This window comes from Streptomyces sp. NPDC053076 (assembly GCF_044546845.1).
Lineage (GTDB): Bacteria > Actinomycetota > Actinomycetes > Streptomycetales > Streptomycetaceae > Streptomyces.
The window spans coordinates 116,123-137,711 of the sequence record NZ_JBITZL010000009.1 but is presented as its reverse complement, the minus strand read 5'-3'; the positions used below and the strand labels follow the sequence as shown (position 1 = coordinate 137,711).

Here is a 21,589-nt window from a genome sequence, read left to right as displayed (position 1 = left end):
GCGTGGGGTGGGGAGATCCGACGAACGCGAGGCCGGGGACTGGGTGGCTGCGGGGCACGCCTTCGTCCGGGCCGCGATGGAGGGCAGTACGGAGGGTGCCGAGCCGGCGAAGGCCACGAGTGCGGGCGCACGGTACAACGACAGGCACCGCGGGGACGAGGCGCCGGAAAGCGGTCAGCTCGTTCCAGCCGCGTACGCCTGTCCGACTCCCCACGCCTGCCACATCGCTCCCGCGAACGCCTCCGCGATCAGGTGCTCACCGCGCGCGTTGGGATGCGTGCCGTCGTAGGTGTCGGTGTGGATGTCGTAGGACTCCGGCGGCGAGGCCAGCAGCAGCGGTGACCGGGGCTCGTCGAGGTCGGCGACGGCCTTGGCGAGCAGCGTGTTGAACAGGTCCACCTGCTCCGCGAAGGACGGGTCGGCCGCCGCCCGGATGTTCGGGATGACCGGGAGCAGCACCATCCGGATGCGCGGCTCCGCCTCCCGCGCGTTCGCGACGAAGGCCCGTACGTTCTGCGCCGTCTGCTCGGCGTTCGTGTAGAAACCGAGGTCGATCAGGCCCAGGGAGACCAGGAGGACGTCGGCGCGGTGGGCGCGTACCGCCTCGCCGATCAGCGGGGCCATGTGCAGCCAGCCCTCGCCCCAGCCCGCCAGGTGGGCACGCGGGAAGCCGGGTGCGGCGTAGGCGAGGGACGTCGGGGCGTCGGCCTGCTTGTCGTACAGCGCCTCCCGCGGACCGACGAAGGTGAAGGGGCCGTCGTGCGTCGCGCACAGGTGTCGCCACAGACGGTGACGCCAGGTGTGTTCGCCCGCGCTCCCGATGGTCATGGAGTCACCCACGGGCATGAACCTAAGCATTCGCTCATGATGGACGATCGCCGGAGATCTTGGGATCGGTGGGGCCTGTGAGGCGGACCACGTCACCTGAACCCCCGCGGGGAATGGCAGGCTTGGGCCATGCGCCGACCGTTCGCCGTTCTCGCCGGGTTGCTGCTCGCCGGTGCCTGCGCGTTGCCCGCCTCCGCCGCCGACACGTCCGGCGACCAGGGGTTCACCATGAAGGATCCGCGGATCACGGAGTCCAGCGGGCTCGCCGCCTCCCGGCTGCACCCCGGCATCTACTGGACGCACAACGACAGCGACGACGGGCCGTACCTGTACGCCGTGGACAGTGCCACGGGCAGCACCGTCGCCCGGATCACCCTGCGCGGCATCGGCTCCCCGCGTGACGTCGAGGCGATCTCCATCGGGCCGCACAACGAGATATACGTCGGTGACATCGGCGACAACTTCGGCGGCAAGTGGCCGTACGTGTGGATCTACCGGCTGCCCGAGCCGAAGCGGCTGACGGACCAGACGGTCACCGCCACGCAGTACGTCGTGAAGTACCGGAACGGGCCGCGCGACGCCGAGTCGCTGCTCGTCCACCCGAAGACCGGCCGCGTCTACATCATCGACAAGAAGGAGGACGGCGGGCACCTGTACGAAGGCCCGGCCACCCTCTCCACGTCCGGCGCGAACGTCTTCGAGCCCGTCGCCCCCGTCGACCTCTGGGCCACCGACGCCGCCTTCTCCCCGGACGGCGAGCAGCTCGCCGTGCGCGGCTACTTCGGCGGCGTGTACTACGACTGGAACGGCGGCCGGATCAAGGGCAAGAGCCGGCTGGAGGTGCCCTTGCAGGGGCAGGGCGAGTCCGTGTCGTACTCCGCCGACGGCACCAAGCTGATGTACGGCAGCGAGGGCGCGGACAGCGCCGTGCAGGCGGAGGACGCCCCTGGCCGGCCCGCCGCGAAGTCGCCCTCGGCGAGCGGGAGTGCGGGCGCCACCGGGGACGGGAGCGGCAGTCCGGGCCTCAAGACGGGTGCCCTGATCGTCGCGGCCGGCGTGGCGGCCTTCCTCGGGCTGCGGTGGCTGCGGCGGCGCTGAGCGGCATGACGGCCGGCCGTACCGAGGTGTGCCGCAGGTCTTGACGTGCGCATGGTGTCTCAGTTTCCTGGGACCTGCGCGGCAGGTGGGAGCGCTCCCATCGAAGGCGGGGCCGCGCCTCCCGAGAGGAAGCGACACATGTTCCGCAGCTTGCGAAGAGCGCTGTGTGCTGCTGCCGCGGTGCTCGTCCTGCCCCTGGCCGGGACGTACTCGGCACAGGCGGCCGACCCGCCGACGGCCGCGGCCCCCGGAGCCGGGTACTGGCACACCAGCGGCCGGCAGATCCTGGACGCGTCCGGGCAGCCGGTGCGCATCGCCGGGATCAACTGGTTCGGGTTCGAGACCAGCAACCAGGTGGTCCACGGCCTGTGGTCCCGCGACTACAAGAGCATGATCGACCAGGTGAGGACGCTGGGCTACAACACCCTCCGGCTCCCCTACAGCGACGACATCCTCAAAGCCGGCGCCGCTCCCAGCGGCATCGACTTCTCCACCGGCAAGAACGCCGACCTCCAGGGACTCACCTCCCTCCAGGTGCTGGACAAGATCGTCGCCTACGCGGGACAGGACGGCCTGAAGGTCATCCTGGACCGGCACCGCCCGGACTCCGCCGGCCAGTCGGCGCTCTGGTACACCGCCGCCGTGCCCGAGACGACCTGGATCACCAACCTCAAGGCCCTCGCCACCCGCTACCGGGGCCAGGACACGGTCATCGGCATCGACCTGCACAACGAGCCGCACGATCCGGCCTGCTGGGGCTGCGGCGACCAGGCCACCGACTGGCGCCTGGCCGCCCAGCGCGCCGGGAACGCGGTCCTGTCGGTCAATGCGGACCTGCTCGTCTTCGTCGAGGGCGTGCAGACGGTGGGCGGCGTGTCCGGCTGGTGGGGCGGGAACCTGATGGGCGTCGCCCAGTACCCCGTGCGGCTGAGCGTGCCCGACCGGGTCGTCTACTCCGCCCACGACTACGCCACGAGCGTCGCCCAGCAGAGCTGGTTCGACGATCCGTCCTTCCCGGCCAACATGCCGGGCGTGTGGGACAAGTACTGGGGCTACATCTTCAAGCAGGACATCGCCCCGGTGTGGGTGGGCGAGTTCGGTACGACGCTCCAGTCGGCCGTCGACCGGAAATGGCTGGCCGCGCTGGTGGACTACCTGCGGCCGACGCCGGCGAACGGCGCCGACTCCTTCCAGTGGACGTACTGGTCCCTGAACCCCAACTCCGGTGACACCGGCGGCATCCTCAAGGACGACTGGACGACCGTCGACACCGTGAAGGACGGGTACCTGGCGAGCGTCAAGGCGCCGTTGTTCCCGGGCAGTGGCGGCGGGAGCGGTGGCGGTGGCGGAGGTGGCGGTGGCACCGCCGCGTGCAGTGCCACCTACGCCGTCAGCAGCGACTGGGGCAGTGGCTTCAACGCGGACGTGAAGGTCAGCAACACCGGCACGGTAGCCCTGAAGTCCTGGAAGGTGACGTGGACCTGGGGCGGCGCGCAGAAGGTCACGTCCATGTGGAACGCGAGCTACACGCAGGCGGGCGCGGCCGTGACGGCGGTGAACGCCGCGCACAACGGCAGCGTGGCCGCGGGGGCTTCGGCGAGCTTCGGCTTCGGCGGAGCGCCGGGCGGCGCCACGGCACCCTCGCTCACCTGCACGGCGACATGAGGAGAGGGCGCCCGGTACGGCACCGGGCGCCCTCAGCCGTCCAGCGGGCAGGGCAGGGTGGGCCGCGCGCGGTTGGGGGCGCAGGTCACCAGGGCCACGGAGAGAAAGACGGGCCGTTCGAGGTAGAAGCCGAGCGAGACGTCACCGCCGTACGCCAGCCGCTCGCGGGCGCGGGTGAGGAGGGTGGCCAGACGGTCACCGTCGCGCTGCGCGGGGGACGCGAACCGGGGCGCGTACGCGGCCAGCCGCTCACCCAGCCAGGCCACCGCGGCCGCCGGGTCCGGCCAGCTGCCCCGCACCAGCGAACACGGCTTGACCAGCCAGTTTGCCGTCTCCAGCGGGGGTAGGTCGGCGGCCGGGAACTCGACGGCGGCCATCCGGTGGCGCTGGGCCGGCTCCGGGCTGCTGCCGGGCGGGGGCGGCTCGGGGTGGGGCGGGCGCCGCAGCGCCTCCTGGTCGAAGCGGGGCTTGGGGCCGGTCCAGAGGTAGGCGTGGTGGTGCACCTGGGTCCTCTTCGGGGGTGGACCCAATGCGTTCCGGCCCGCTCGGAGGCGGGCCGGAACGCATCGGACGGGGCGGGACGGTCAGCGGGCCGGACCGAACCGCGCGGGGTCGATCCCGGCGGTGCTCAGCTCCTCCGTCGTGAACCGCAGGGGCTCCTTGTCGGGCCGCTTGCTGTCACCGAGAGCCCAGGCGTCCGCGCCGATACGGGCCAGGGTCACGCACGACTCGCCGTCCGGGTGGGTGTTTCCCCCGCACGCCGTCACGAACGAGGCGCCGTCGATGTCGAGTGCGTAGAGGTCATTTCCGTTCACCATCGGTGCACCTTCCTGCTCCGCTGCGGGAGTCCATGGGGACGGGGGGAGAGGGACGGGTTGTGCACGCCCGAGGGGTGGTCCCGGATCTCGGTCGCGTGCCGCATGGCCCGCGTGACGTCACCGGCTCGCCTCCAGGCGATGAGCTGCCGCCAGTTCGCGGCGCACACGTCACAGCCGGCGGCGGGTACGCAGTCCAACAGCCACGCGTCAAAGCCGCTGGGCGGTTGCGCCGAGGGCCTCTGCTGAGCGTTCGCCATGAGTGTCACCGTGTCTCCCCGAGTGGGTGTGGCTTCGGGGGATGACCGTAGGGGGCGGGTGAGCGGCAAGAAGCCGAATATTCTCGCTTATTCTCGCGTGGTCACTCTGGATGCATGGACATTCACTCAGAGGCACCGTCATGCTTGCGGCACCGACATCACCGAGCCCAAGGGGGCGTACGTGGCACGCAGGTTACGGTTCAACGGGACGGGGAGTGGTGAGGATGGCTGCCCGTCTGTGCATGAGGACTTGGACAGCGGGGAGGTGATCGTCCACGGTCCACCGCTCACCGAACCGGAGGAGGTCGAACAGCTTCAGCACCTCTCGGACGGAGAGGTGGCGATCGTGGTCCCGAGGGAGCTGTTGGTCGACTGGACACCTAAGGAGCGGACACGGAAAGTGCGAACCATCGGCCTGGACGAGTTCAGCGCTCTGTTCGGCAAGTTCGAGCACACCGCATGGCGGTTGGAAACGCGGCGGCGCTACGCGAGCGACGAAGCCACGGACACGTACCGGCAGTTCGTGGAGACCGGTCATGTCAACTGGACGTACGACCACCCTTACTGCAAGACGATCCGCGAGCAGACCGCTCAGGGCAAGCGCGTCGAACGGGTGCGGATCGTGGATCAGCCGCCTACCACGGGTCAGCTCTACCTCCTCGACAACGCCAAGCGGAACAGCGTCATGGGAGAGGACATCCGCAACCTGGGGCGTGCCGACGCGGAGCGACTCCACCTGCCCGCCGAGGACTTCTGGCTGTTCGACAGCCGCCTCATCGCGCTCCTGCAATTCGACGACGACGATCAGCTCACGCACGTGGACCTGAGCACCGAACCCGCGGAGGTGGTGCGCTGCTGCATGGTGCGGGATGCTGCATGGCACCACGCCGTACCGTGGAAGCAGTTCACGGTGGAGATGCACAGCGACGCGTAGGAGCATGAGCGGGTATCGGTGAGCACGGACTATCAGAGGGCGCGTGCGGAACTGGGCCGCAGACTCCGAGAATTGCGCGCCGAAAGCCCCGATGGCCGGCTCACCGGTACGGAACTGGCCCAACGGCTGGGGTGGCCTCAGTCGAAGGTCAGCAAACTGGAGAACGGCAGGCAGACGCCGACGGACGATGACCTCCGGGCATGGGCCGAGGCTGTGGGGCGTCCTGCTGTCTTCGCTGAACTGCGTGCCCGACTGAGGGGTTTCGAAAGCCACATTCGCTCCTGGCGGCGCCAGCTCGCGGCGGGTCATGCCCCCGTGCAGGAGACATGGAACACCTTGGTCGGGGAGTCCCGGACCTTGCACGTGTGGGACAACTTCGTCGTCAACGGCATGCTCCAGACCGCTGACTACGCTCGGAACCTCTTTGAGCGCTACGCGGAATTCCGGCGTTCTCCAAAGGACGCGGAGGACGCGGTGCGAGCCCGTATGAAGCGGCAGGAATGGCTTTACCAGCCGGGCAGGCAGTTGAAGACGCTCATGTGGGAGGGCGCGCTGCGGGCTCAGGCGTGTCCGCCGGAGGTGCTCGCAGCGCAACTGGATCGCTTGCTGGGAGTGGTGGGCATGGACACTGTCCAGCTGGGAATCGTGCCCTGGGACGCCGCACTGCGTTTGCCGCCGGCGAATGGGTTCTGGATCCTGGACGACCGGCTGGTCACCGTCGAGGACTGGCACGCCGCACTCTGGCTGGACGACGCGGAAACGATTGCCCTCTACCGCCGCGTCTGGGACACCCTCGCCGAGTCGGCCGTCTTCGGCGCCGACGCCCAGCAGGTGATCGCTCGCGTCCGCCGGAGCATCAAGGTCTGAGGACGTACGGCCGTACCACGTCCTCGGAGGACTCCCACAGAGGTGCCCGCGCCGTGGGCGGAGCCTGCCAGCACTCCTCGTCGCGGGGGAGGGGGAGCCGGTGGCCGGCCGCGCGGGAGCGTCTGGCCCAGCGGCGCCAGCGGGCGTCGTAGGGGTCCGGCAGCCGCCACACGTAGGGGTCCGGGGCGCGCACCTCCCGCGCGAGGTCGATCGGCGCGGTGCCGGAGGAGGCCGGCCGGGTGAACAGGCGGGTCAGCGCCTCACGAAGGGTCCGGAGCACCGGGCGCCTCCGCAGGGGTGAGCGTGAAGCGGGCCCACACGGTCTTGGTGTACGGCCCCTGTCGATGCCCCCATGCGTCGGCCAGCGCCGCCACCAGGGCGAGGCCCCGGCCCCCTTCCTCGTCCGGGCCGGGGTTGCGGGGCCGGGGAAGCCTGTCCCGGTCGGGATCGGAGACCTCCAGGAGCAGGTCCCGCCCGCACAGGACGAGCGTGACACGGACGCGGGCGTGGGAAATCCAGCAGTGGCTCACCGCGTTGGTGACGAGTTCGTTCGCCGACAGGGTGATCTGGTCGGAGAGTTCACCGGTGACGCCCCAGTTGGCGAGGGCTTTGCGGACGTGCTGCCGGGCTGTCGGTACGTGCCGGCAGTGCGTGGGGATGCGGAAGGTTTCGGTTGCGGGCATGGGGGTGCCGTACCTCCTGACGAGACGTCAAGATGCGGAAATGAAAGCGCCGTGCACCCATGAGGCTAGAGCCGCATTGGAGATAGCCGCAATGCGTAGAGGTGCATACATGCTGTTAGACGTATGTTCGATGTCGGCATGCTCTACAGTTTCGTTGCGACGAGAGGGGGCGGGATGCCTGTAGGTGGACGACCGACTGTTCGCAGTAGGCGACTTGGCGCTGCACTCAAGACGTACCGGCTGGCGGCGAAGATGGATCAGGTCCAGGCCGCCGACGTGATTGCCGCCCACCAGACCAGGGTCAGCCGCATCGAGACCGGTCATGTGTCCGCCCGCCCGCTGGAAATCCGGGCCATGCTCGAGGCGTACGGTGTGACCGACTCCGAAGTCCGGCAGAAGCTTGAGGAGTTGGCCCGCCAGGCAAAGCGGCGCGGCTGGTGGCTTGAGCACGCCGCACACCTGCGGCCGGATTATGTCGATCACATCGCGTTGGAGGACGACGCGACGTACATCCGGGAATGGCAGCCGGTATTGGTGCCCGGGCTGCTACAAACTCCGGCCTACGCGGAAGCGGTTATCGCGGCCACTCCTCACTACATCGCTCCCGAACGCATCGCCCAGTTGGTGAAGGTGCGCGAGGCGCGTCAGGCGAAGATCCAGGAAGGTGGCGCGACGTACACGGCCATCCTGTGGGAAGCCGTCATCACCCAGCCGATGGTGAGCGTCGATATACACCGGGAACAGCTGTCCAAGATTCTTGAGGTGAGCGAGCGCAAGAATGTCACCGTCCAGGTACTGCCGTTCAGTGCGGGTGCGGTGGCCGGCTCGACGTACGCCTTTTCCTCCTTCAGCTTCGAGTCCGAGCCGACCGTCGAAGCCGTGACCATGGAAAACTTGCGCGGCACCTCGGTCCTTGAGGCACCTGAGGATCTTGCCGCTTACGCCAACGCGTTCGACCATCTACGATCGGCAGCACTGGCACCGGATGCCAGTGCGCGGCTCATGCGGAGCGCACTGCGAAGTAGCAAGGAAAACACATCGTGACCGAGGTCGTAAGCAGCTTCCGGAAGTCGTCGTACTCCGCTGGAGAGGGCAACTGCGTAGAGGTCGCCGACACGGCCCCCGGCGGCCGAGCCGTCCGCGACAGCAAGCAGGACAACGGCCCCCTCCTCACCGTCTCCCGCGACAGCTGGCACGCCTTCATCCAGCAGTTCGCGTAACGCATCGCACGCACGAAGGGCGCCCGGAGTTCACCGGGCGCCCTTCAGCGATGTACTGGAGAGGTCAGAGCTTCTCGATGACGTAGTCGACGCACTTCGTCAGCGCCTCGACGTCCGCCGGGTCGATCGCCGGGAACATCGCGACGCGCAGCTGGTTGCGGCCGAGCTTGCGGTACGGCTCGGTGTCCACGACACCGTTCGCGCGCAGCACCTTGGCGACGGCGGCGGCGTCGATCTCGTCGGAGAAGTCGATCGTGCCGATGACCTGGGACCGCTTGGCCGGGTCGGTGACGAACGGCGTGGCGTACTTCGACTCCTCCGCCCAGCTGTACAGGCGGGTCGAGGAGTCCTTCGTGCGGGCCGTGGACCAGGCGAGGCCGCCCTGGCCGTTGAGCCACTCCAGCTGCTCGTTCAGCAGGAAGAGGGTGGCGAGGGCCGGGGTGTTGTACGTCTGGTTCTTGCGGGAGTTGTCGATCGCCGTCGGCAGCGAGAAGAACTCCGGGACGTGGCGGCCGGAGGCGTGGATCCGCTCGGCGCGCTCGATCGCGGCCGGGGAGAACACGCCGATCCACAGGCCGCCGTCGGAGGCGAAGGACTTCTGCGGGGCGAAGTAGTAGACGTCCGTCTCGGCGATGTCGACCGGCAGGCCGCCCGCGCCGGAGGTGGCGTCCACCAGCACGAGCGCGCCCTCGTCGGCGCCGGCCACCCGCTTGATCGGCATGGCGACGCCGGTGGAGGTCTCGTTGTGGGTGAAGGCGTAGACGTCGACGCCCGCCTCGGCCCGCGCCTCCGGGTGGCTGCCCGGGTCGGCGGCGATGACGGTCGGCTCGGCGAGCCAGGGGGCGCGCTTGGCCGCCTTGGCGAACTTCGAGGAGAACTCACCGAAGTTCAGGTGCTGCGACTTGTTCTCGATCAGGCCGTGCGTGGCGATGTCCCAGAAGGCGGTGGAGCCGCCGTTGCCGAGGACCACCTCGTAGCCCTCGGGCAGGGAGAACAGCTCGGAGATGCCCTCGCGGACCTTGCCGACCAGGTTCTTGACCGGCGCCTGACGGTGGGAGGTGCCCAGCAGGGACGTACCGGTGGCGGCGAGGGCGTCCAGCGCCTCGGTCCGCACCTTGGAGGGGCCCGCGCCGAAGCGTCCGTCGGCGGGCTTGATGTCAGCGGGAATCTGGATGTCGGCCACGAAAGGAGGTTAGCCGCTGACGGAAAGCGAGGTGGAGACGTGTCCGTTCGATGAGACGAGATCACCGGGACGTGGACTTGTGATGTTGTACGACGATCAGCGTGGGGCTGTGGATAACATGCGGTGACTGTCCGTGATCGGATGCATCCTGGACCCATGACGGATCGTGCGGATGTGGATCGGGCGGATGCCGCGGATGCCGCGGATGTCGCCGAACTCGCGGGAGCGCTGCGCAAGGCCGTCCGGGGCGAGGTCGGCTTCGACGTCACCGCCCGGGCGCTGGTCACCATGGACGCGTCCAACTACCGGCGGGTCCCGCTGGGGGTCGTGGCGCCCGCAGACGCCGACGACGTGGCCGCCGTGCTGGAGGTGTGCCGGGCGCGCGGGGTCCCGGTGGTGGCGCGCGGTGGCGGCACGTCGATCGCCGGGCAGGCGACCGGCACCGGTGTGGTGCTGGACTTCACCCGGCACATGACCGCCCTGCTGGAGCTGGACCCGGGCAGCCGTACGGCCGTCGTGCAGCCCGGGCTCGTCCTCGACCGGCTCCAGGAGGCCGCCGCCCCGCACGGACTGCGGTTCGGTCCCGATCCCGCCACGCACAGCAGGTGCACGCTCGGCGGGATGATCGGCAACAACTCGTGCGGCTCCCACTCGGTCGCCTGGGGCACGACCGCGGACAGCGTGCGGGAGCTGTCCGTCGTCACCGCGCGCGGACAGCGGCTGCGGCTCGGCCCCGGCTGGGCGGGCGCCCCGGACGGCCTGCGGGAGCTCGCGGACGGGGAACTTGCCCGGCTGCGCACGGGCTTCCCGGAGCTGCCCCGCCGGATCTCCGGCTACGCGCTGGACGCGCTGCTGCCCGAGAAGGGCGCGGACGTCGCCCGTTCCTTCTGCGGCTCCGAGGGCACGCTCGGCATCCTCACCGAAGCCGTGACCCGGCTGGTGGCGGACCCGCCCGCGCGTGCCCTGGCCGTACTGGCGTACGCCGACGAGAGTGCCGCGGCCGAAGCCGCCGTGGGCCTGCTGCCGTTGCGGCCGCTCACGGTGGAGGGCATGGCCGCCGACCTGGTGCCGGCCGGGGCCGGGCTGCCCGCGGGAGGTGCCTGGCTGTTCGTGGAGACCGGCGGGGAGACGGCGGCCGGGGCGCGGGCGCGGGCGGCGCAGATCGTGCGCGCGGCCGATGTCGTGGACGCGCTGGTCGTGACCGACACGGCGGACCGGCGCGCGCTGTGGCGTATCCGGGAGGACGCGAGCGGCACGGCGACACGTATGCCGGACGGCACGGAGGCGTGGCCCGGCTGGGAGGACTGCGCGGTGCCCCCGGCCCGGCTCGGCGGCTACCTCCGCGACTTCCGGGCCCTGCTGTCGGCCCACGGCCTGCGCGGCGCGCCGTACGGCCACTTCGGCGACGGGTGCATCCACGTCCGCATCGACTTCGACCTGCTCACCGAGGCCGGCGTCGGCCGCTTCCGCCGCTTCTCCGAGGAGCTGGCCGACCTGGTGGTGGCCCATGGCGGCTCGCTGTCGGGGGAACACGGCGACGGTCAGGCCCGCGCGGAACTGCTGCCCCGCATGTACGGCGCGCGGACGGTGGCGCTGTTCGAGCGGGCCAAGGCGGTCTGGGACCCCGACGACCTGCTCAACCCCGGCATGCTGGTCCGCCCGGCGCGGTTGGACGAGAACCTCCGCTTCTCCGTCCTGCCCCGCCGCCCGGTCGACGTGGCCTTCGGCTACCCGGCGGACGGCGGTGATTTCGGCGCGGCCGTCCGCCGCTGCGTCGGCGTCGCCAAGTGCCGGACGACCACGGCGGCCGGGCCCGCCGTGATGTGTCCCTCCTTCCGGGCGACGGGCGAGGAGGAGCACTCCACGCGCGGCCGGGCGCGGCTGCTGCACGAGATGCTGGCGGGCGAGGTGGTCACCGACGGCTGGCGGTCCACGGAGGTCCGGGACGCCCTCGATCTCTGCCTGTCCTGCAAGGGCTGCCGCTCGGACTGCCCGGTCGGCGTGGACATGGCCACCTACAAGGCCGAGTTCCTGCACCACCACTACGCGGGCCGCCGCCGCCCCGCCGCCCACCACAGCATGGGCCGGCTGCCGGAGTGGCTCCGCTGGACCACCCGCACACGCCTGGCCCCGGTGGTCAACGCGCTCACCGCAGTGGGGCCGCTGGCCCGCCTCGGCAAACGGTTGGGCGGGATAGCGCCGGAGCGGAAGATCCCGCGCCTGGCCACGCGGACGTTCAGCGGGTGGTGGAGCGGGCGGGGGCCTGCGCGGACGGACGGAGACGCGCCGGCTCAAGGAGCCGGGAGCCGGCCGGGCCGGGGCGGCTCCGGTGATCTGGTCGTCCTGTGGCCGGACACCTTCACCGAGCATCTCTCCCCTTCCGTCGGCCGGGCCGCCGTCCGTGTGCTGGAAGCGGCCGGCCTCCGGGTGGCCCTCCCGCCCACGCTGCTGCCCGGCCGTCCGGTGCTGAGCCGCCTGCTGCCGGGTCGCCCCCTGCTGGGCCGTCTGCTGTCGGGCCGTCCGATGCCGGGCCGCCTGCTGCCGGATCGCCCGCTGCCGGGCCGTCCCCTGCCGGGCCGTCCCCTGCCGGGCCGCCCGCTGCCGGGCCGTGGGGCGATCGGCGACGGCAGGACACGGGCGGTGACCGCACTGCTCACGGTGCGCCGAGCCCGGGTCTGCTGCGGCCTGACCTACATCTCCACCGGCCAGCTCGACCGCGCCCGTGCGGTGCTGCGCCGCACCCTGGACCTGATGGAACCGGTGCTGCGGGCCGGCGTCCCCGTCGTCGTCCTGGAACCGAGCTGCGCCGCCGCCCTCCGCACCGACCTGCCGGAGCTCCTGTCCGACGACCCGCGGGCCGCCCAGCTGGCCGCCGCGGTCCGCACGTTCGCCGAAGCCCTGGAGCGGCACGCCCCGCACTGGAGCCCGCCCACCGTCGGCCGCCCGGTCGCCGGCCAGACCCACTGCCATCAGCACGCGGTGCTCGGCGACACCCCCGACCGCCGACTGCGCACCGCGGCCGGCCTCACCGGCGAACTGAGCGGAGGCTGCTGCGGCCTGGCGGGCAACTTCGGATTCGAGAAAGGCCACTTCGACGTCTCCCGGGCCTGCGCGGAGGAACAACTCCTGCCCTCGGTACGGCAGGCACCCGAGGGCGCGGTGATCCTGGCGGACGGCTTCTCCTGCCGCACCCAGCTGGAACAGCTCGCCGGGATCCGGGGCCGGCACCTGGCGGAGGTGCTGGCGGAGGCGCTGGAGGAGGGCGGTACGGCGAAGTGACCGGGAAATACGCGCGCGTGGCGGTTCCGTCCGGCCTCCACGGCGCACTGTCCGCCCTGGAAGCGGTGATCCCACCATCCGGGACAGTTGCTTAAAGGGTTCACGCACCTGTCGAAGTCCATTACCCTGGACTTGACAGTACATCTCGATGAACGAATTTGACCAAGGACCAGGACCGCCCGTGACCGCCACACCCAGCACCACCACGCAGAGCCCGGTCACCCCCGCCGGAGGACAACAGCGCCTCGGCCCGCTCGGCCCCGTCGGGCTGGTGCTGGCCGGGTGTGTCTCGGTGCAGTTCGGCGGTGCCCTGGCGGTGACCCTGATGCCCCGGGCGGGTGCGCCGGGCGTGGTGGCCCTGCGCCTCCTCGCGGCGGCGGTCGTCCTCCTTCTGGTCTGCCGGCCCCGTCTGCGCGGGCACTCGCGCGCGGACTGGGGCACGGTGGTCGTCTTCGGCATCGCCATGGGCGCGATGAACGGCCTGTTCTACGAGGCGGTCTCCCGCATCCCGCTGGGCCCGGCGGTCACCCTCGAAGTCCTCGGGCCGCTGGCCCTGTCCGTCCTGGCCTCCCGGCGCGCGATCAACGCGCTCTGGGCCGGCCTGGCCCTCGCGGGCGTCTTCCTGCTCGGCGGCGGAGGCTTCGGCGACCTGGATCCCACAGGTGTCGCCTTCGCCCTGGGAGCGGGCGCCATGTGGGCGGCCTACATCATCTTCAGCGCCCGTACCGGCCGCCGCTTCCCCCAGGCGGACGGCCTGGCCCTGGCCATGGCGGTGGCGGCCCTCCTCTTCCTCCCGATCGGCATAGCCTCGGCGGGCACCCGCCTGCTGAACCCCACCACCATCGCCCTGGGCTCGGCGGTGGCCCTGCTCTCCTCGGTCCTTCCCTACACCCTCGAACTCCTGGCCCTGCGCCGCCTGCCCGCCTCCACGTTCGCGATCCTGATGAGCCTCGAACCGGCCATCGCGGCGACGGCCGGCTTCCTGATCCTCGGCCAGTCCCTGTCGGCGACGGAAGCAGCCGCCATCGCCCTGGTCATCGCGGCCAGCATCGGCGCGGTCCGCAGCCAGGTGGGCCGTGGCAAGGCCCGGGTGGAACCGGCCCCGGAAGCCTGACGCCCCACCCCACCCGCCCCGGGAAGACCCCGGTGGGCCGGAAACCCCTCCGGCGCCCCACCCGGGAAGACCCCGGTGGGCCGGAAGCCCTCCCGGCGCCCCACCCGGGATCCCCCCCCGGTGGGCCGGGGACCTCTCCGGCGCTCCGCCTGCGGATGCCGTACCGCTCCGGCACACTCCTGATGGGGGCGAAGCCGGACCGGGAAGGCGGTTCTCATGGCCGATGCGCGTGACGCGACCCACCGTCCCCCGAGTCCTGTGAGGATCACCGCCCGTGGCCGGGCCGTCCTCGCCGATCCCCGGATCAATCGCGGTACGGCGTTCACCGAGACGGAACGCCGCGCCCTGGACCTCGTCGGTCTGATCCCGCCCCACGTGCTCAGCCAGGACGAGCAGGCCGAGCGCGCCTACGCGCAGTACCGGGAACAGCCCAGCGACCTGGCCAAGAGCGTCAACCTGACCAATCTGCACGACCGCAACGAGGCGCTGTTCTACCGGCTCGTCGGCGACCACCTCGAGGAGATGCTGCCCATCGTCTACACACCCACCGTGGGCACGGCCATCGAGCGCTACAGCTACGAGTACCGCCGCCCGCGCGGCATCTACCTCTCCGTGGACGCCCCCGGGGACATCGAGCGCTCCCTGCGCGCGAGCGGCCTCGGCGCGGACGACGTCGACCTGATCGTGGCCACCGACGGCGAGGGCATCCTCGGCATCGGCGACTGGGGCGTCGGCGGCATCGACATCGCCGTCGGCAAGCTCGCCGTCTACACCGCCGCCGCCGGCATCGACCCCCGCCGCACCCTCCCCGTGATGCTCGACGTCGGCACCAACCGCCAGGACCTCCTCGACAACCCCCTCTACCTCGGCAACCGGCACCCCCGCGCCGGCCGCGACACCTACGACGCCTTCATCGACGCCTACGTCACCACCGCGGCCAAGCTCTTCCCGGGCGCCCTGCTGCACTGGGAGGACTTCGGCACGGCCAACGCCCGCCGCATCCTCGACCGCTACCGCGACCAGGTCTGCACCTTCAACGACGACATCCAGGGCACGGGTGCCGTCAACCTCGCCGCCGTCCTGTCGGGCGTGCGCGCCGCCGGGGTGCCCCTGCGCGAACACCGGATCGTCGTCTTCGGTGCCGGCACGGCGGGCATCGGCGTCGCCGACCAGCTCCGGGACGCGCTCGTCGCCGAGGGGATGTCCGGCGACGAGGCCACCGCCCGCTTCTGGTGCGTCGACCGGTACGGCCTGCTCACCGACGACCAGGGCGACAGGCTCCGCGACTTCCAGGCGCCCTACGCCCGCCGGGCGGACGAGGCCGACGACTGGCGGCGGGACGACAGCCTGCCCGGCATCCCCCTCGGCGAAGTGGTCCGCCGCGTCCGCCCGACCATCCTGATCGGCACCTCCGGCCAGGGCGGCGCCTTCACCGAGGAGATCGTCCGCGAGATGGCCGGCCACACCGAGCGGCCGATCATCCTGCCCATGTCCAACCCCACCGACCTCGCCGAGGCCACCCCCGCCGACCTGCTCGACTGGACCGACGGCAAGGCCCTGGTGGCCACCGGCAGCCCGTTCGAGCCCGTCGAGCGGGACGGGACGACGTACGAGATCGGCCAGGCCAACAACGCCCTGGTCTTCCCCGGCCTCGGCCTCGGCGCGATCGTCGCCCGCGCTTCCCGGATCACCGACCGCATGCTCCGCGCGGCGGCCGACGCCGTGGCCCGCCGGACGGACGACACGGACGTCGCCCGGCTGAACGCGCCGGTCCTGCCGCCCATCCGCGACCTGCGCGGCACCTCGGAAGCGGTCGCCGTCGCGGTCGCCCGCACGGCGATGGAGGAGGGCGTCGCCCGCGCCGACGTCGGCGACGCCGAGTCGGCGGTGCGCGCGGCGCGCTGGGAGCCGGTGTACCCGCCGGTGGAAGCGGTCTGACCGGCCAGATCGAGCCACACGTTCCGGCCGGTCAGGGGGCGGCCCGCCCCCTGACCGGCATTGCTGTGTACGTTGGCGGTGATGGTCCGCGCCACACGTCGAGGCGCCGGAGACAGCTAGGGGACAAACGAGCACATGGCACGCGTCGCCGTCATCACCGCACCCAACATCGGCTACCGCAACACGGGAATGCTGACAGTCGACCTGGCCTTCGAGTCCCTGCGACGGCGTACGGGCAGTGAGATCGACGCGAGCTGGTACACCCTCCACCTGCCGGAGACCGTGCCCCTGCGCGCGGGTGTGCGGACCACCGACCTCCCCTTCCGCTTCCAGCCGCTGACCGAGCACCTCGACACCCTCCGCGACCACGACGCGGTCGTCTTCTGGGGCGACTTCCTCCACACCCGGCACTATCTGGCCCAGGACGCGACGAACCGCCTGCTCGACTTCGGCATCGCCGCGGACCGCGACGCCGCCCGCGCCCTGCTCAACCGCACCCTGCTGCTGGCGGACCAGCCGGACGAACTCCTCGCCCGCACCCTCAGCTACGGCGGCACGATCCTGCACAACACGCAGTCCGACTACGAGGACAAGGAGTACGGCCCCCTGTTCTCGCGCCTGATGACACGCGGGCACCGGGTCTGGGTGCGCGACCCGCTCTCGGCGGCCAAGCTCGCGCACCTGCGCGGGGACCGTACGACGGACCACTTCGGTTCGGACGCGGCACTGCTGTCCCGCCCGGGCGACCTCGACCACCTCCCGAGCACACGGTGGTCCGAGGACGTCCCGGAGGGCGGAGCGATCGGCGTGTTCCTCGGCGCCCGCACCCCGATCCCCGAGTGGCTGCCCGCGTTCTGCCAGCGCCTGTCCGACCGTTTCGGCGCGCCCCTGGAGTGGCTGCCGTGGTTCGACCGGGACGTCCCGGCGCGGGTCGGCCACATCCCGACCCGCCCGGGTGACCGCACCGTCGGCGACCTGGTGAAGGTCCTGCCCCGCTACCGCCTGGTCATCACGGACACCTACCACCTGTGTGTCAACGCCTGGGGCGCCGGCACCCCGGTGGTCTGCGTCGGCGCGCCGGAACCGAGGCCGACGACCGACGACGACTACCTGACACTGAGCGACGTCAAGAAGCACGTGTTCCACATGGCGTACGACGCGACGGACTTCTACCTGTCCACCCTGACGGACACCCCGCAGGCGTACGAACGCCGGGCCGATCTCTTCGCCCACCTGGTGGAAGGCGGCGGAGCGGACGCCGTCGCGGCACGCATCCGCGACCACGCCGACTACTCGGCGACCGCCTTCACCCAGACCCTGACGTCGCTGCTGCGTTAGCCCTTCCCCGCCGCCTCGAAGACCGACCACGCCCCGACCGCCCCGACCGCCCCGACCGCGCCGACCGCGTCCCGGCCACGCCCCGGCCACGCCCCGGCCGCGGCAGCGGGGCGGGGCGAGGCGGCGGGGCGAGGCGGCGGGGCAGCAGTGAGACGGGCGTCGGGGGTGGCGGCGGGGCGGGCGTCGGGGGCTTGAAAGGCATGGGCCTGTCACCCGGAGCGAGAGAGCGCGCCCACACCCGGAACAAATTCATGCAAGCGTGCTTGATTGTTTCCGCCCTCGCTGACATGCTCCCCTCATGGCCGACCCGACGCCCGTCATCGACGACCTGCGTGCCGAGAGCGACGAACTCGACCGGCTGGTGGCCGAGTTGAGCCCGGAGCAGTGGACGCTCCGGACTCCCGCCCCCGGCTGGACCCTCGCCCACCAGATCGCACACCTCGCCTGGACCGACCGCTCGGCGCTGCTGGCGGTCACCGACGCGGACGCCTTCCACACGCTGGTCGAGAAGGCGCTCACCGCCCCCGGCTCTTTCGTGGACGAGGGTGCGCACGAAGGCGCTCGACTCCCGCCCGCCGAACTGCTCTCGACCTGGCGAACGGGACGCGCCGCTCTCGAACAGGCACTGCGCACCGCACCGGCCGGTGCCCGCTTCCCCTGGTACGGCCCGCCCATGTCCGCCGCCTCGATGGCCACGGCCCGACTGATGGAGACCTGGGCCCACGGCCTGGACATCGCCGACGCGCTGGGTGTGGTGCGCCCACCCACCGACCGGCTGGGGCATGTGGTCCGCCTGGGCTTCCGTACCCGTGACTTCGCCTACACCGTCCACGGACTCACCCCGCCCGGCGAAGAGTTCCGGCTGGAGCTGACCGCGCCGTCAGGCGCGTTGTGGGTCCACGGACCCGCGGAGGCCACGCAGCGCGTCACCGGCCCCGCCCTCGACTTCTGCCTCCTGGTGACCCGGCGGGCCCACCGCGCCGACCTCGCCCTCACCGCCCTCGGCCCGGACGCCGACCGCTGGCTGGACATCGCCCAGGCTTTCGCGGGGCCGCCCGGCGCGGGCCGCGCGCCGAACGGAACCGGCCGGTGAAGCCGCTCCGCACAGGCAACTTCTCCGGCTTCTACGGCGACCGCTTCGACGCCCTGCGCGAGATGCTCACCGGCGGCGAGGTCGACGTCCTCACCGGCGACTATCTCGCCGAACTGACCATGCTGATCCTCGGCCGGGACCGGCTGAAGGACCCCTCCGCCGGATACGCCCGCACCTTCCTGCGCCAGCTGGAGGACTGCCTCGGCCTCGCCCATGAGCGCGGGGTGAAGATCGTCACCAACGCGGGCGGGCTCAATCCGGCCGGACTGGCGGCAGCCGTGCGGGACTTGGCCGGCCGGCTCGGACTGCCCGTCCGGGTCGCCCATGTCGAGGGCGACGACCTCGCCGGCCGCCACCCCGGCACCCTCGCCGCCCACGCCTACCTCGGCGGCTTCGGCATCGCCGAGTGCCTGCGGGCCGGCGCGGACATCGTCGTCACCGGGCGCGTGACGGACGCGGCCCTCGTCACCGGGCCAGCCGCCGCCCACTTCGGCTGGCGGCCGGGGGAGCACGACCGGCTGGCGGGCGCCGTCGTCGCCGGGCACGTGCTGGAGTGCGGCGCGCAGGCCACCGGCGGGAACTACGCGTTCTTCGGTGAGGGCGACGTACGCCGGCCCGGCTTCCCGCTCGCCGAGATCCACGCCGACGGCAGCAGCGTCATCACCAAGCACCCCGGTACCGGCGGCCTGGTCGACGTCGGCACGGTCACCGCCCAGCTGCTCTACGAGACCGGAGGCGGCCGGTACGCCGGGCCCGACGTCACCGCCCGGTTGGACACCGTACGGCTGAGCCAGGACGGGCCGGACCGGGTGCGGATCGACGGGGTGCGGGGCGAGGCGCCGCCGCCGGCCCTGAAAGTCGGCCTCAACCGGCTCGGGGGGTTCCGCAACGAGGTCGTCTTCGTCCTCACCGGACTCGACATCGAGGCCAAGGCCCGCCTCGTGCGGGCGCAGCTCACCGACTCCCTCGCCAAGACGCCGCCCGCCGAGGTGCGGTGGGATCTCGTCCGCACCGACCGGGCCGACGCCGACACCGAGGAGACGGCCAGCGCCCTGCTGCGGCTCGTCGTACGGGACGCGGACGAGCGGGTCGTCGGGCGGGCGCTGAGCGGGGCGGCCGTCGAGCTGGCGCTGGCCAGTTACCCGGGCTTCCATGTGCTGTCCCCGCCGGGGAAGGGCGCCCCCTACGGGGTCTTCGAGGAGGTGTACGTCTCCCAGGGCGCCGTGGACCAGGTGGCCGTCCTCCACGACGGACGCCGGATCCCGGTGCCGCCACCCGAGGACACGCAGCCGTTGAGCGAGGTGCGGCACCCGTCCCTGCCCGAGCCCCTGCCGCCCGGCACGACCCGTCGCGCGCCGCTCGGCCTGGTCGCCGGGGCGCGCAGCGGGGACAAGGGCGGGAACGCCAATGTGGGGGTGTGGGCCCGTACCGACGACGCGTGGCGCTGGCTCGCGCACGAGCTGACCACCGAAGCATTCCGGCAGCTGATACCGGAGAGCCGGGACCTGCCGGTCACCCGGCACCTCCTGCCGAACCTGCGGGCCCTGAACTTCGTCGTCGAGGGCATCCTCGGCGCCGGCGTCGCCGCCCAGCACCGCTTCGACCCGCAGGCCAAGGCCCTCGGCGAATGGCTGCGCTCCCGCCACCTGGACATCCCGGAGACCCTGCTGTGACGGTTCTGCAGACCGCTCTCGATCCCACCGGCCCCGACTACCGGACCCACCGCGAGGCCATGCTCGCCAAGCTCGCCGATCTGGAGGCCGAGCACGCCAAGGCGCTCGCGGGCGGCGGCGAGAAGTACGTCGCCCGGCACCGGGGGCGCGGCAAGCTGCTCGCCCGCGAGCGCATCGAGCTGCTCCTCGACCCCGACACGCCCTTCCTGGAACTGTCCCCGCTGGCCGCCTGGGGCAGCGACTACCCCGTCGGCGCCTCCCTGGTCACCGGCATCGGTGTGGTCGAGGGCGTGGAGTGCCTGATCACCGCCAACGACCCGACCGTGCGCGGCGGCGCCAGCAACCCGTGGAGCCTGAAGAAGGCCCTGCGCGCGAACGACATCGCTCTGGCCAACCGGCTGCCCTGCATCAGCCTGGTGGAGTCGGGGGGCGCCGACCTGCCGTCCCAGAAGGAGATCTTCATCCCGGGCGGCGCCATCTTCCGGGACATCACCCGGCTGTCCGCCGCCGGCATCCCGACCATCGCCGTCGTCTTCGGCAACTCCACCGCCGGCGGCGCCTACGTCCCCGGCATGTCCGACCACGTGATCATGGTCAAGGAGCGGGCGAAGGTGTTCCTCGGCGGCCCGCCGCTGGTGAAGATGGCGACCGGCGAGGAGAGCGACGACGAGTCCCTCGGCGGCGCCGAGATGCACGCGCGCGTGTCCGGCCTCGCCGACCACTTCGCGCTGGACGAGCCGGACGCGCTGCGCCAGGCCCGCCGGGTCGTCGCCCGCCTGGGCCACCGCAAGGCCCACCCCGACCCCGGCCCGGCCGAGCCGCCCAGGTACGACCCCGAGGAGCTGCTGGGCATCGTCCCGGGCGACCTGAAGATCCCGTTCGACCCGCGCGAGGTGATCGCCCGGATCGTGGACGGCTCCGACTTCGACGAGTTCAAGCCGCTGTACGGCACCAGCCTGGTCACCGGCTGGGCAGCCCTCCACGGCTGGCCGGTCGGCATCCTGGCCAACGCCCAGGGCGTGCTGTTCAGCCCCGAGTCCCAGAAGGCCGCCCAGTTCATCCAGCTCGCCAACCAGCGCGACATCCCGCTGCTCTTCCTGCACAACACCACCGGCTACATGGTCGGCAAGGAGTACGAGCAGGGCGGCATCATCAAGCACGGCGCGATGATGATCAACGCGGTCAGCAACAGCCGGGTCCCGCACCTGTCGGTCCTCATGGGCGCGTCGTACGGCGCCGGGCACTACGGCATGTGCGGGCGGGCCTACGACCCGCGCTTCCTGTTCACCTGGCCCAGCGCCAAGTCCGCCGTCATGGGCCCGCAGCAGCTCGCCGGCGTGCTGTCGATCGTCGCCCGGCAGTCGGCGGCGGCGAAGGGGCAGCCGTACGACGAGGACGCGGACGCGGCCCTGCGCACCATGGTGGAGCAGCAGATCGAGTCCGAGTCGCTGCCCATGTTCCTGTCCGGGCGGCTGTACGACGACGGCGTCATCGACCCGCGCGACACCCGCACCGTGCTCGGCCTGTGCCTGTCCGCCCTGCACACCGCGCCCTACGAGGGCGCGCGCGGCGGCTTCGGCGTCTTCCGGATGTGAGGGATC

General features: G+C 71.7%; 19 protein-coding genes. 13 read left to right on the top strand and 6 right to left on the bottom strand.

The genetic code is table 11. The features are described 5' to 3' along the window. Window positions 1-174: 174 nt before the first annotated feature. Complete coding sequence (locus ACIGYR_RS31450) at window positions 175-858, bottom strand: GDSL-type esterase/lipase family protein (RefSeq protein ID WP_399606103.1); 684 nt, start codon at window positions 856-858, stop codon at window positions 175-177. A 99-nt stretch (window positions 859-957) separates the two neighbouring features. Here ACIGYR_RS31450 and ACIGYR_RS31445 point away from each other — a divergent pair, with 99 nt between their 5' ends. Together ACIGYR_RS31445 and ACIGYR_RS31440 are read left to right on the top strand one after the other, a co-directional pair. After that, entirely contained in the window at window positions 958-1,926 is a 969-nt protein-coding gene (locus ACIGYR_RS31445; RefSeq protein WP_399606106.1) for a WD40 repeat domain-containing protein, read from the top strand. Between the two features lie 138 nt (window positions 1,927-2,064). Beyond that, window positions 2,065-3,591 carry a cellulase family glycosylhydrolase gene (locus ACIGYR_RS31440; protein WP_399606108.1) on the top strand — a complete coding sequence of 509 codons (1,527 nt, stop codon included), beginning with the start codon at window positions 2,065-2,067 and terminating at the stop codon, window positions 3,589-3,591. A gap of 32 nt (window positions 3,592-3,623) precedes the next feature. Here the strand turns inward: ACIGYR_RS31440 and ACIGYR_RS31435 are convergent, their stop codons facing one another. Both ACIGYR_RS31435 and ACIGYR_RS31430 read right to left on the bottom strand, forming a co-directional pair. Beyond that, window positions 3,624-4,094 (bottom strand): hypothetical protein, encoded by a 471-nt coding sequence (locus ACIGYR_RS31435; protein ID WP_399606110.1) that lies wholly within the window; start codon window positions 4,092-4,094, stop codon window positions 3,624-3,626. 81 nt (window positions 4,095-4,175) lie between these two features. Next, window positions 4,176-4,409, bottom strand: coding sequence for a DUF397 domain-containing protein (locus ACIGYR_RS31430; protein WP_399606112.1), 234 nt, complete (start codon window positions 4,407-4,409; stop codon window positions 4,176-4,178). 438 nt (window positions 4,410-4,847) lie between these two features. On the opposite strand from ACIGYR_RS31430, the gene ACIGYR_RS31425 reads away from it, so the two are divergent. Then, entirely contained in the window at window positions 4,848-5,600 is a 753-nt protein-coding gene (locus ACIGYR_RS31425; RefSeq protein ID WP_399606115.1) for a DUF6879 family protein, read from the top strand. An 18-nt stretch (window positions 5,601-5,618) separates the two neighbouring features. Next, window positions 5,619-6,467, top strand: a complete 849-nt coding sequence (locus tag ACIGYR_RS31420; RefSeq protein ID WP_399606117.1) for a helix-turn-helix domain-containing protein — start codon at window positions 5,619-5,621, stop codon at window positions 6,465-6,467. Here ACIGYR_RS31420 and ACIGYR_RS31415 read toward each other — a convergent pair. Together ACIGYR_RS31415 and ACIGYR_RS31410 are read right to left on the bottom strand one after the other, a co-directional pair. Continuing rightward, complete coding sequence (locus ACIGYR_RS31415; protein ID WP_399606120.1) at window positions 6,457-6,747, bottom strand: hypothetical protein; 291 nt, start codon at window positions 6,745-6,747, stop codon at window positions 6,457-6,459. The genes ACIGYR_RS31420 and ACIGYR_RS31415 overlap by 11 nt on opposite strands. Continuing rightward, the gene (locus ACIGYR_RS31410; protein ID WP_399606122.1) at window positions 6,728-7,150 is read right to left on the bottom strand and encodes an ATP-binding protein; all 423 of its coding nucleotides are present in this window, start codon (window positions 7,148-7,150) and stop codon (window positions 6,728-6,730) included. Before ACIGYR_RS31410 ends, ACIGYR_RS31415 begins: the two co-directional genes overlap by 20 nt. A 174-nt stretch (window positions 7,151-7,324) precedes the next feature. Here ACIGYR_RS31410 and ACIGYR_RS31405 point away from each other — a divergent pair, with 174 nt between their 5' ends. Both ACIGYR_RS31405 and ACIGYR_RS31400 read left to right on the top strand, forming a co-directional pair. Continuing rightward, on the top strand, window positions 7,325-8,194 hold the full coding sequence (locus tag ACIGYR_RS31405) for a helix-turn-helix domain-containing protein (RefSeq protein WP_399606370.1): 870 nt from the start codon (window positions 7,325-7,327) through the stop codon (window positions 8,192-8,194). Beyond that, complete coding sequence (locus ACIGYR_RS31400; RefSeq protein ID WP_391846650.1) at window positions 8,191-8,370, top strand: DUF397 domain-containing protein; 180 nt, start codon at window positions 8,191-8,193, stop codon at window positions 8,368-8,370. The genes ACIGYR_RS31405 and ACIGYR_RS31400 overlap by 4 nt, the downstream gene beginning before the upstream one ends. A gap of 64 nt (window positions 8,371-8,434) precedes the next feature. Here ACIGYR_RS31400 and serC read toward each other — a convergent pair whose 3' ends face one another. After that, entirely contained in the window at window positions 8,435-9,553 is a 1,119-nt protein-coding gene (gene serC, locus ACIGYR_RS31395; protein ID WP_399606126.1) for a phosphoserine transaminase, read from the bottom strand. Window positions 9,554-9,709: 156 nt separating this feature from the next. Between serC and ACIGYR_RS31390 the strand changes: the two genes are divergently transcribed. The 7 genes from ACIGYR_RS31390 to ACIGYR_RS31360 all read left to right on the top strand — a co-directional run bounded on the left by ACIGYR_RS31390 (window position 9,710) and on the right by ACIGYR_RS31360 (window position 21,583). Next, window positions 9,710-12,832, top strand: coding sequence for an FAD-binding and (Fe-S)-binding domain-containing protein (locus tag ACIGYR_RS31390; RefSeq protein ID WP_399606129.1), 3,123 nt, complete (start codon window positions 9,710-9,712; stop codon window positions 12,830-12,832). A 148-nt stretch (window positions 12,833-12,980) separates the two neighbouring features. Next, window positions 12,981-13,946: an EamA family transporter gene (locus ACIGYR_RS31385; protein WP_399606131.1), complete on the top strand. Its 966-nt coding sequence runs from the start codon at window positions 12,981-12,983 to the stop codon at window positions 13,944-13,946. A gap of 216 nt (window positions 13,947-14,162) precedes the next feature. Then, window positions 14,163-15,884 (top strand): NAD-dependent malic enzyme, encoded by a 1,722-nt coding sequence (locus ACIGYR_RS31380; RefSeq protein ID WP_399606134.1) that lies wholly within the window; start codon window positions 14,163-14,165, stop codon window positions 15,882-15,884. 135 nt (window positions 15,885-16,019) lie between these two features. Then, a complete protein-coding gene (locus ACIGYR_RS31375) occupies window positions 16,020-17,222 on the top strand; it encodes a polysaccharide pyruvyl transferase family protein (RefSeq protein WP_399606137.1) in 1,203 nt (400 codons plus the stop codon). Window positions 17,223-17,520: 298 nt separating this feature from the next. Next, the gene (locus ACIGYR_RS31370; protein WP_399606140.1) at window positions 17,521-18,315 is read left to right on the top strand and encodes a TIGR03084 family metal-binding protein; all 795 of its coding nucleotides are present in this window, start codon (window positions 17,521-17,523) and stop codon (window positions 18,313-18,315) included. After that, window positions 18,312-19,988 carry an acyclic terpene utilization AtuA family protein gene (locus ACIGYR_RS31365; protein WP_399606143.1) on the top strand — a complete coding sequence of 559 codons (1,677 nt, stop codon included), beginning with the start codon at window positions 18,312-18,314 and terminating at the stop codon, window positions 19,986-19,988. Before ACIGYR_RS31370 ends, ACIGYR_RS31365 begins: the two co-directional genes overlap by 4 nt. Then, window positions 19,985-21,583 (top strand): acyl-CoA carboxylase subunit beta, encoded by a 1,599-nt coding sequence (locus ACIGYR_RS31360; RefSeq protein ID WP_399606145.1) that lies wholly within the window; start codon window positions 19,985-19,987, stop codon window positions 21,581-21,583. The genes ACIGYR_RS31365 and ACIGYR_RS31360 overlap by 4 nt, the downstream gene beginning before the upstream one ends. Window positions 21,584-21,589 lie beyond the last annotated feature (6 nt).

Excerpts from the sequence above, each read along its gene's own strand:
- ACIGYR_RS31450 (WP_399606103.1), bottom strand. The coding sequence starts at position 858 with ATGCTTAGGTTCATGCCCGTGGGTGACTCCATGACCATCGGGAGCGCG.
- ACIGYR_RS31445 (WP_399606106.1), top strand. The coding sequence starts at position 958 with ATGCGCCGACCGTTCGCCGTTCTCGCCGGGTTGCTGCTCGCCGGTGCC.
- ACIGYR_RS31440 (WP_399606108.1), top strand. The coding sequence starts at position 2,065 with ATGTTCCGCAGCTTGCGAAGAGCGCTGTGTGCTGCTGCCGCGGTGCTC.
- ACIGYR_RS31430 (WP_399606112.1), bottom strand. The coding sequence starts at position 4,409 with ATGGTGAACGGAAATGACCTCTACGCACTCGACATCGACGGCGCCTCG.
- ACIGYR_RS31410 (WP_399606122.1), bottom strand. The coding sequence starts at position 7,150 with ATGCCCGCAACCGAAACCTTCCGCATCCCCACGCACTGCCGGCACGTA.
- ACIGYR_RS31405 (WP_399606370.1), top strand. The coding sequence starts at position 7,325 with ATGCCTGTAGGTGGACGACCGACTGTTCGCAGTAGGCGACTTGGCGCT.
- ACIGYR_RS31390 (WP_399606129.1), top strand. The coding sequence starts at position 9,710 with ATGACGGATCGTGCGGATGTGGATCGGGCGGATGCCGCGGATGCCGCG.
- ACIGYR_RS31385 (WP_399606131.1), top strand. The coding sequence starts at position 12,981 with ATGAACGAATTTGACCAAGGACCAGGACCGCCCGTGACCGCCACACCC.
- ACIGYR_RS31380 (WP_399606134.1), top strand. The coding sequence starts at position 14,163 with ATGGCCGATGCGCGTGACGCGACCCACCGTCCCCCGAGTCCTGTGAGG.
- ACIGYR_RS31375 (WP_399606137.1), top strand. The coding sequence starts at position 16,020 with ATGGCACGCGTCGCCGTCATCACCGCACCCAACATCGGCTACCGCAAC.
- ACIGYR_RS31370 (WP_399606140.1), top strand. The coding sequence starts at position 17,521 with ATGGCCGACCCGACGCCCGTCATCGACGACCTGCGTGCCGAGAGCGAC.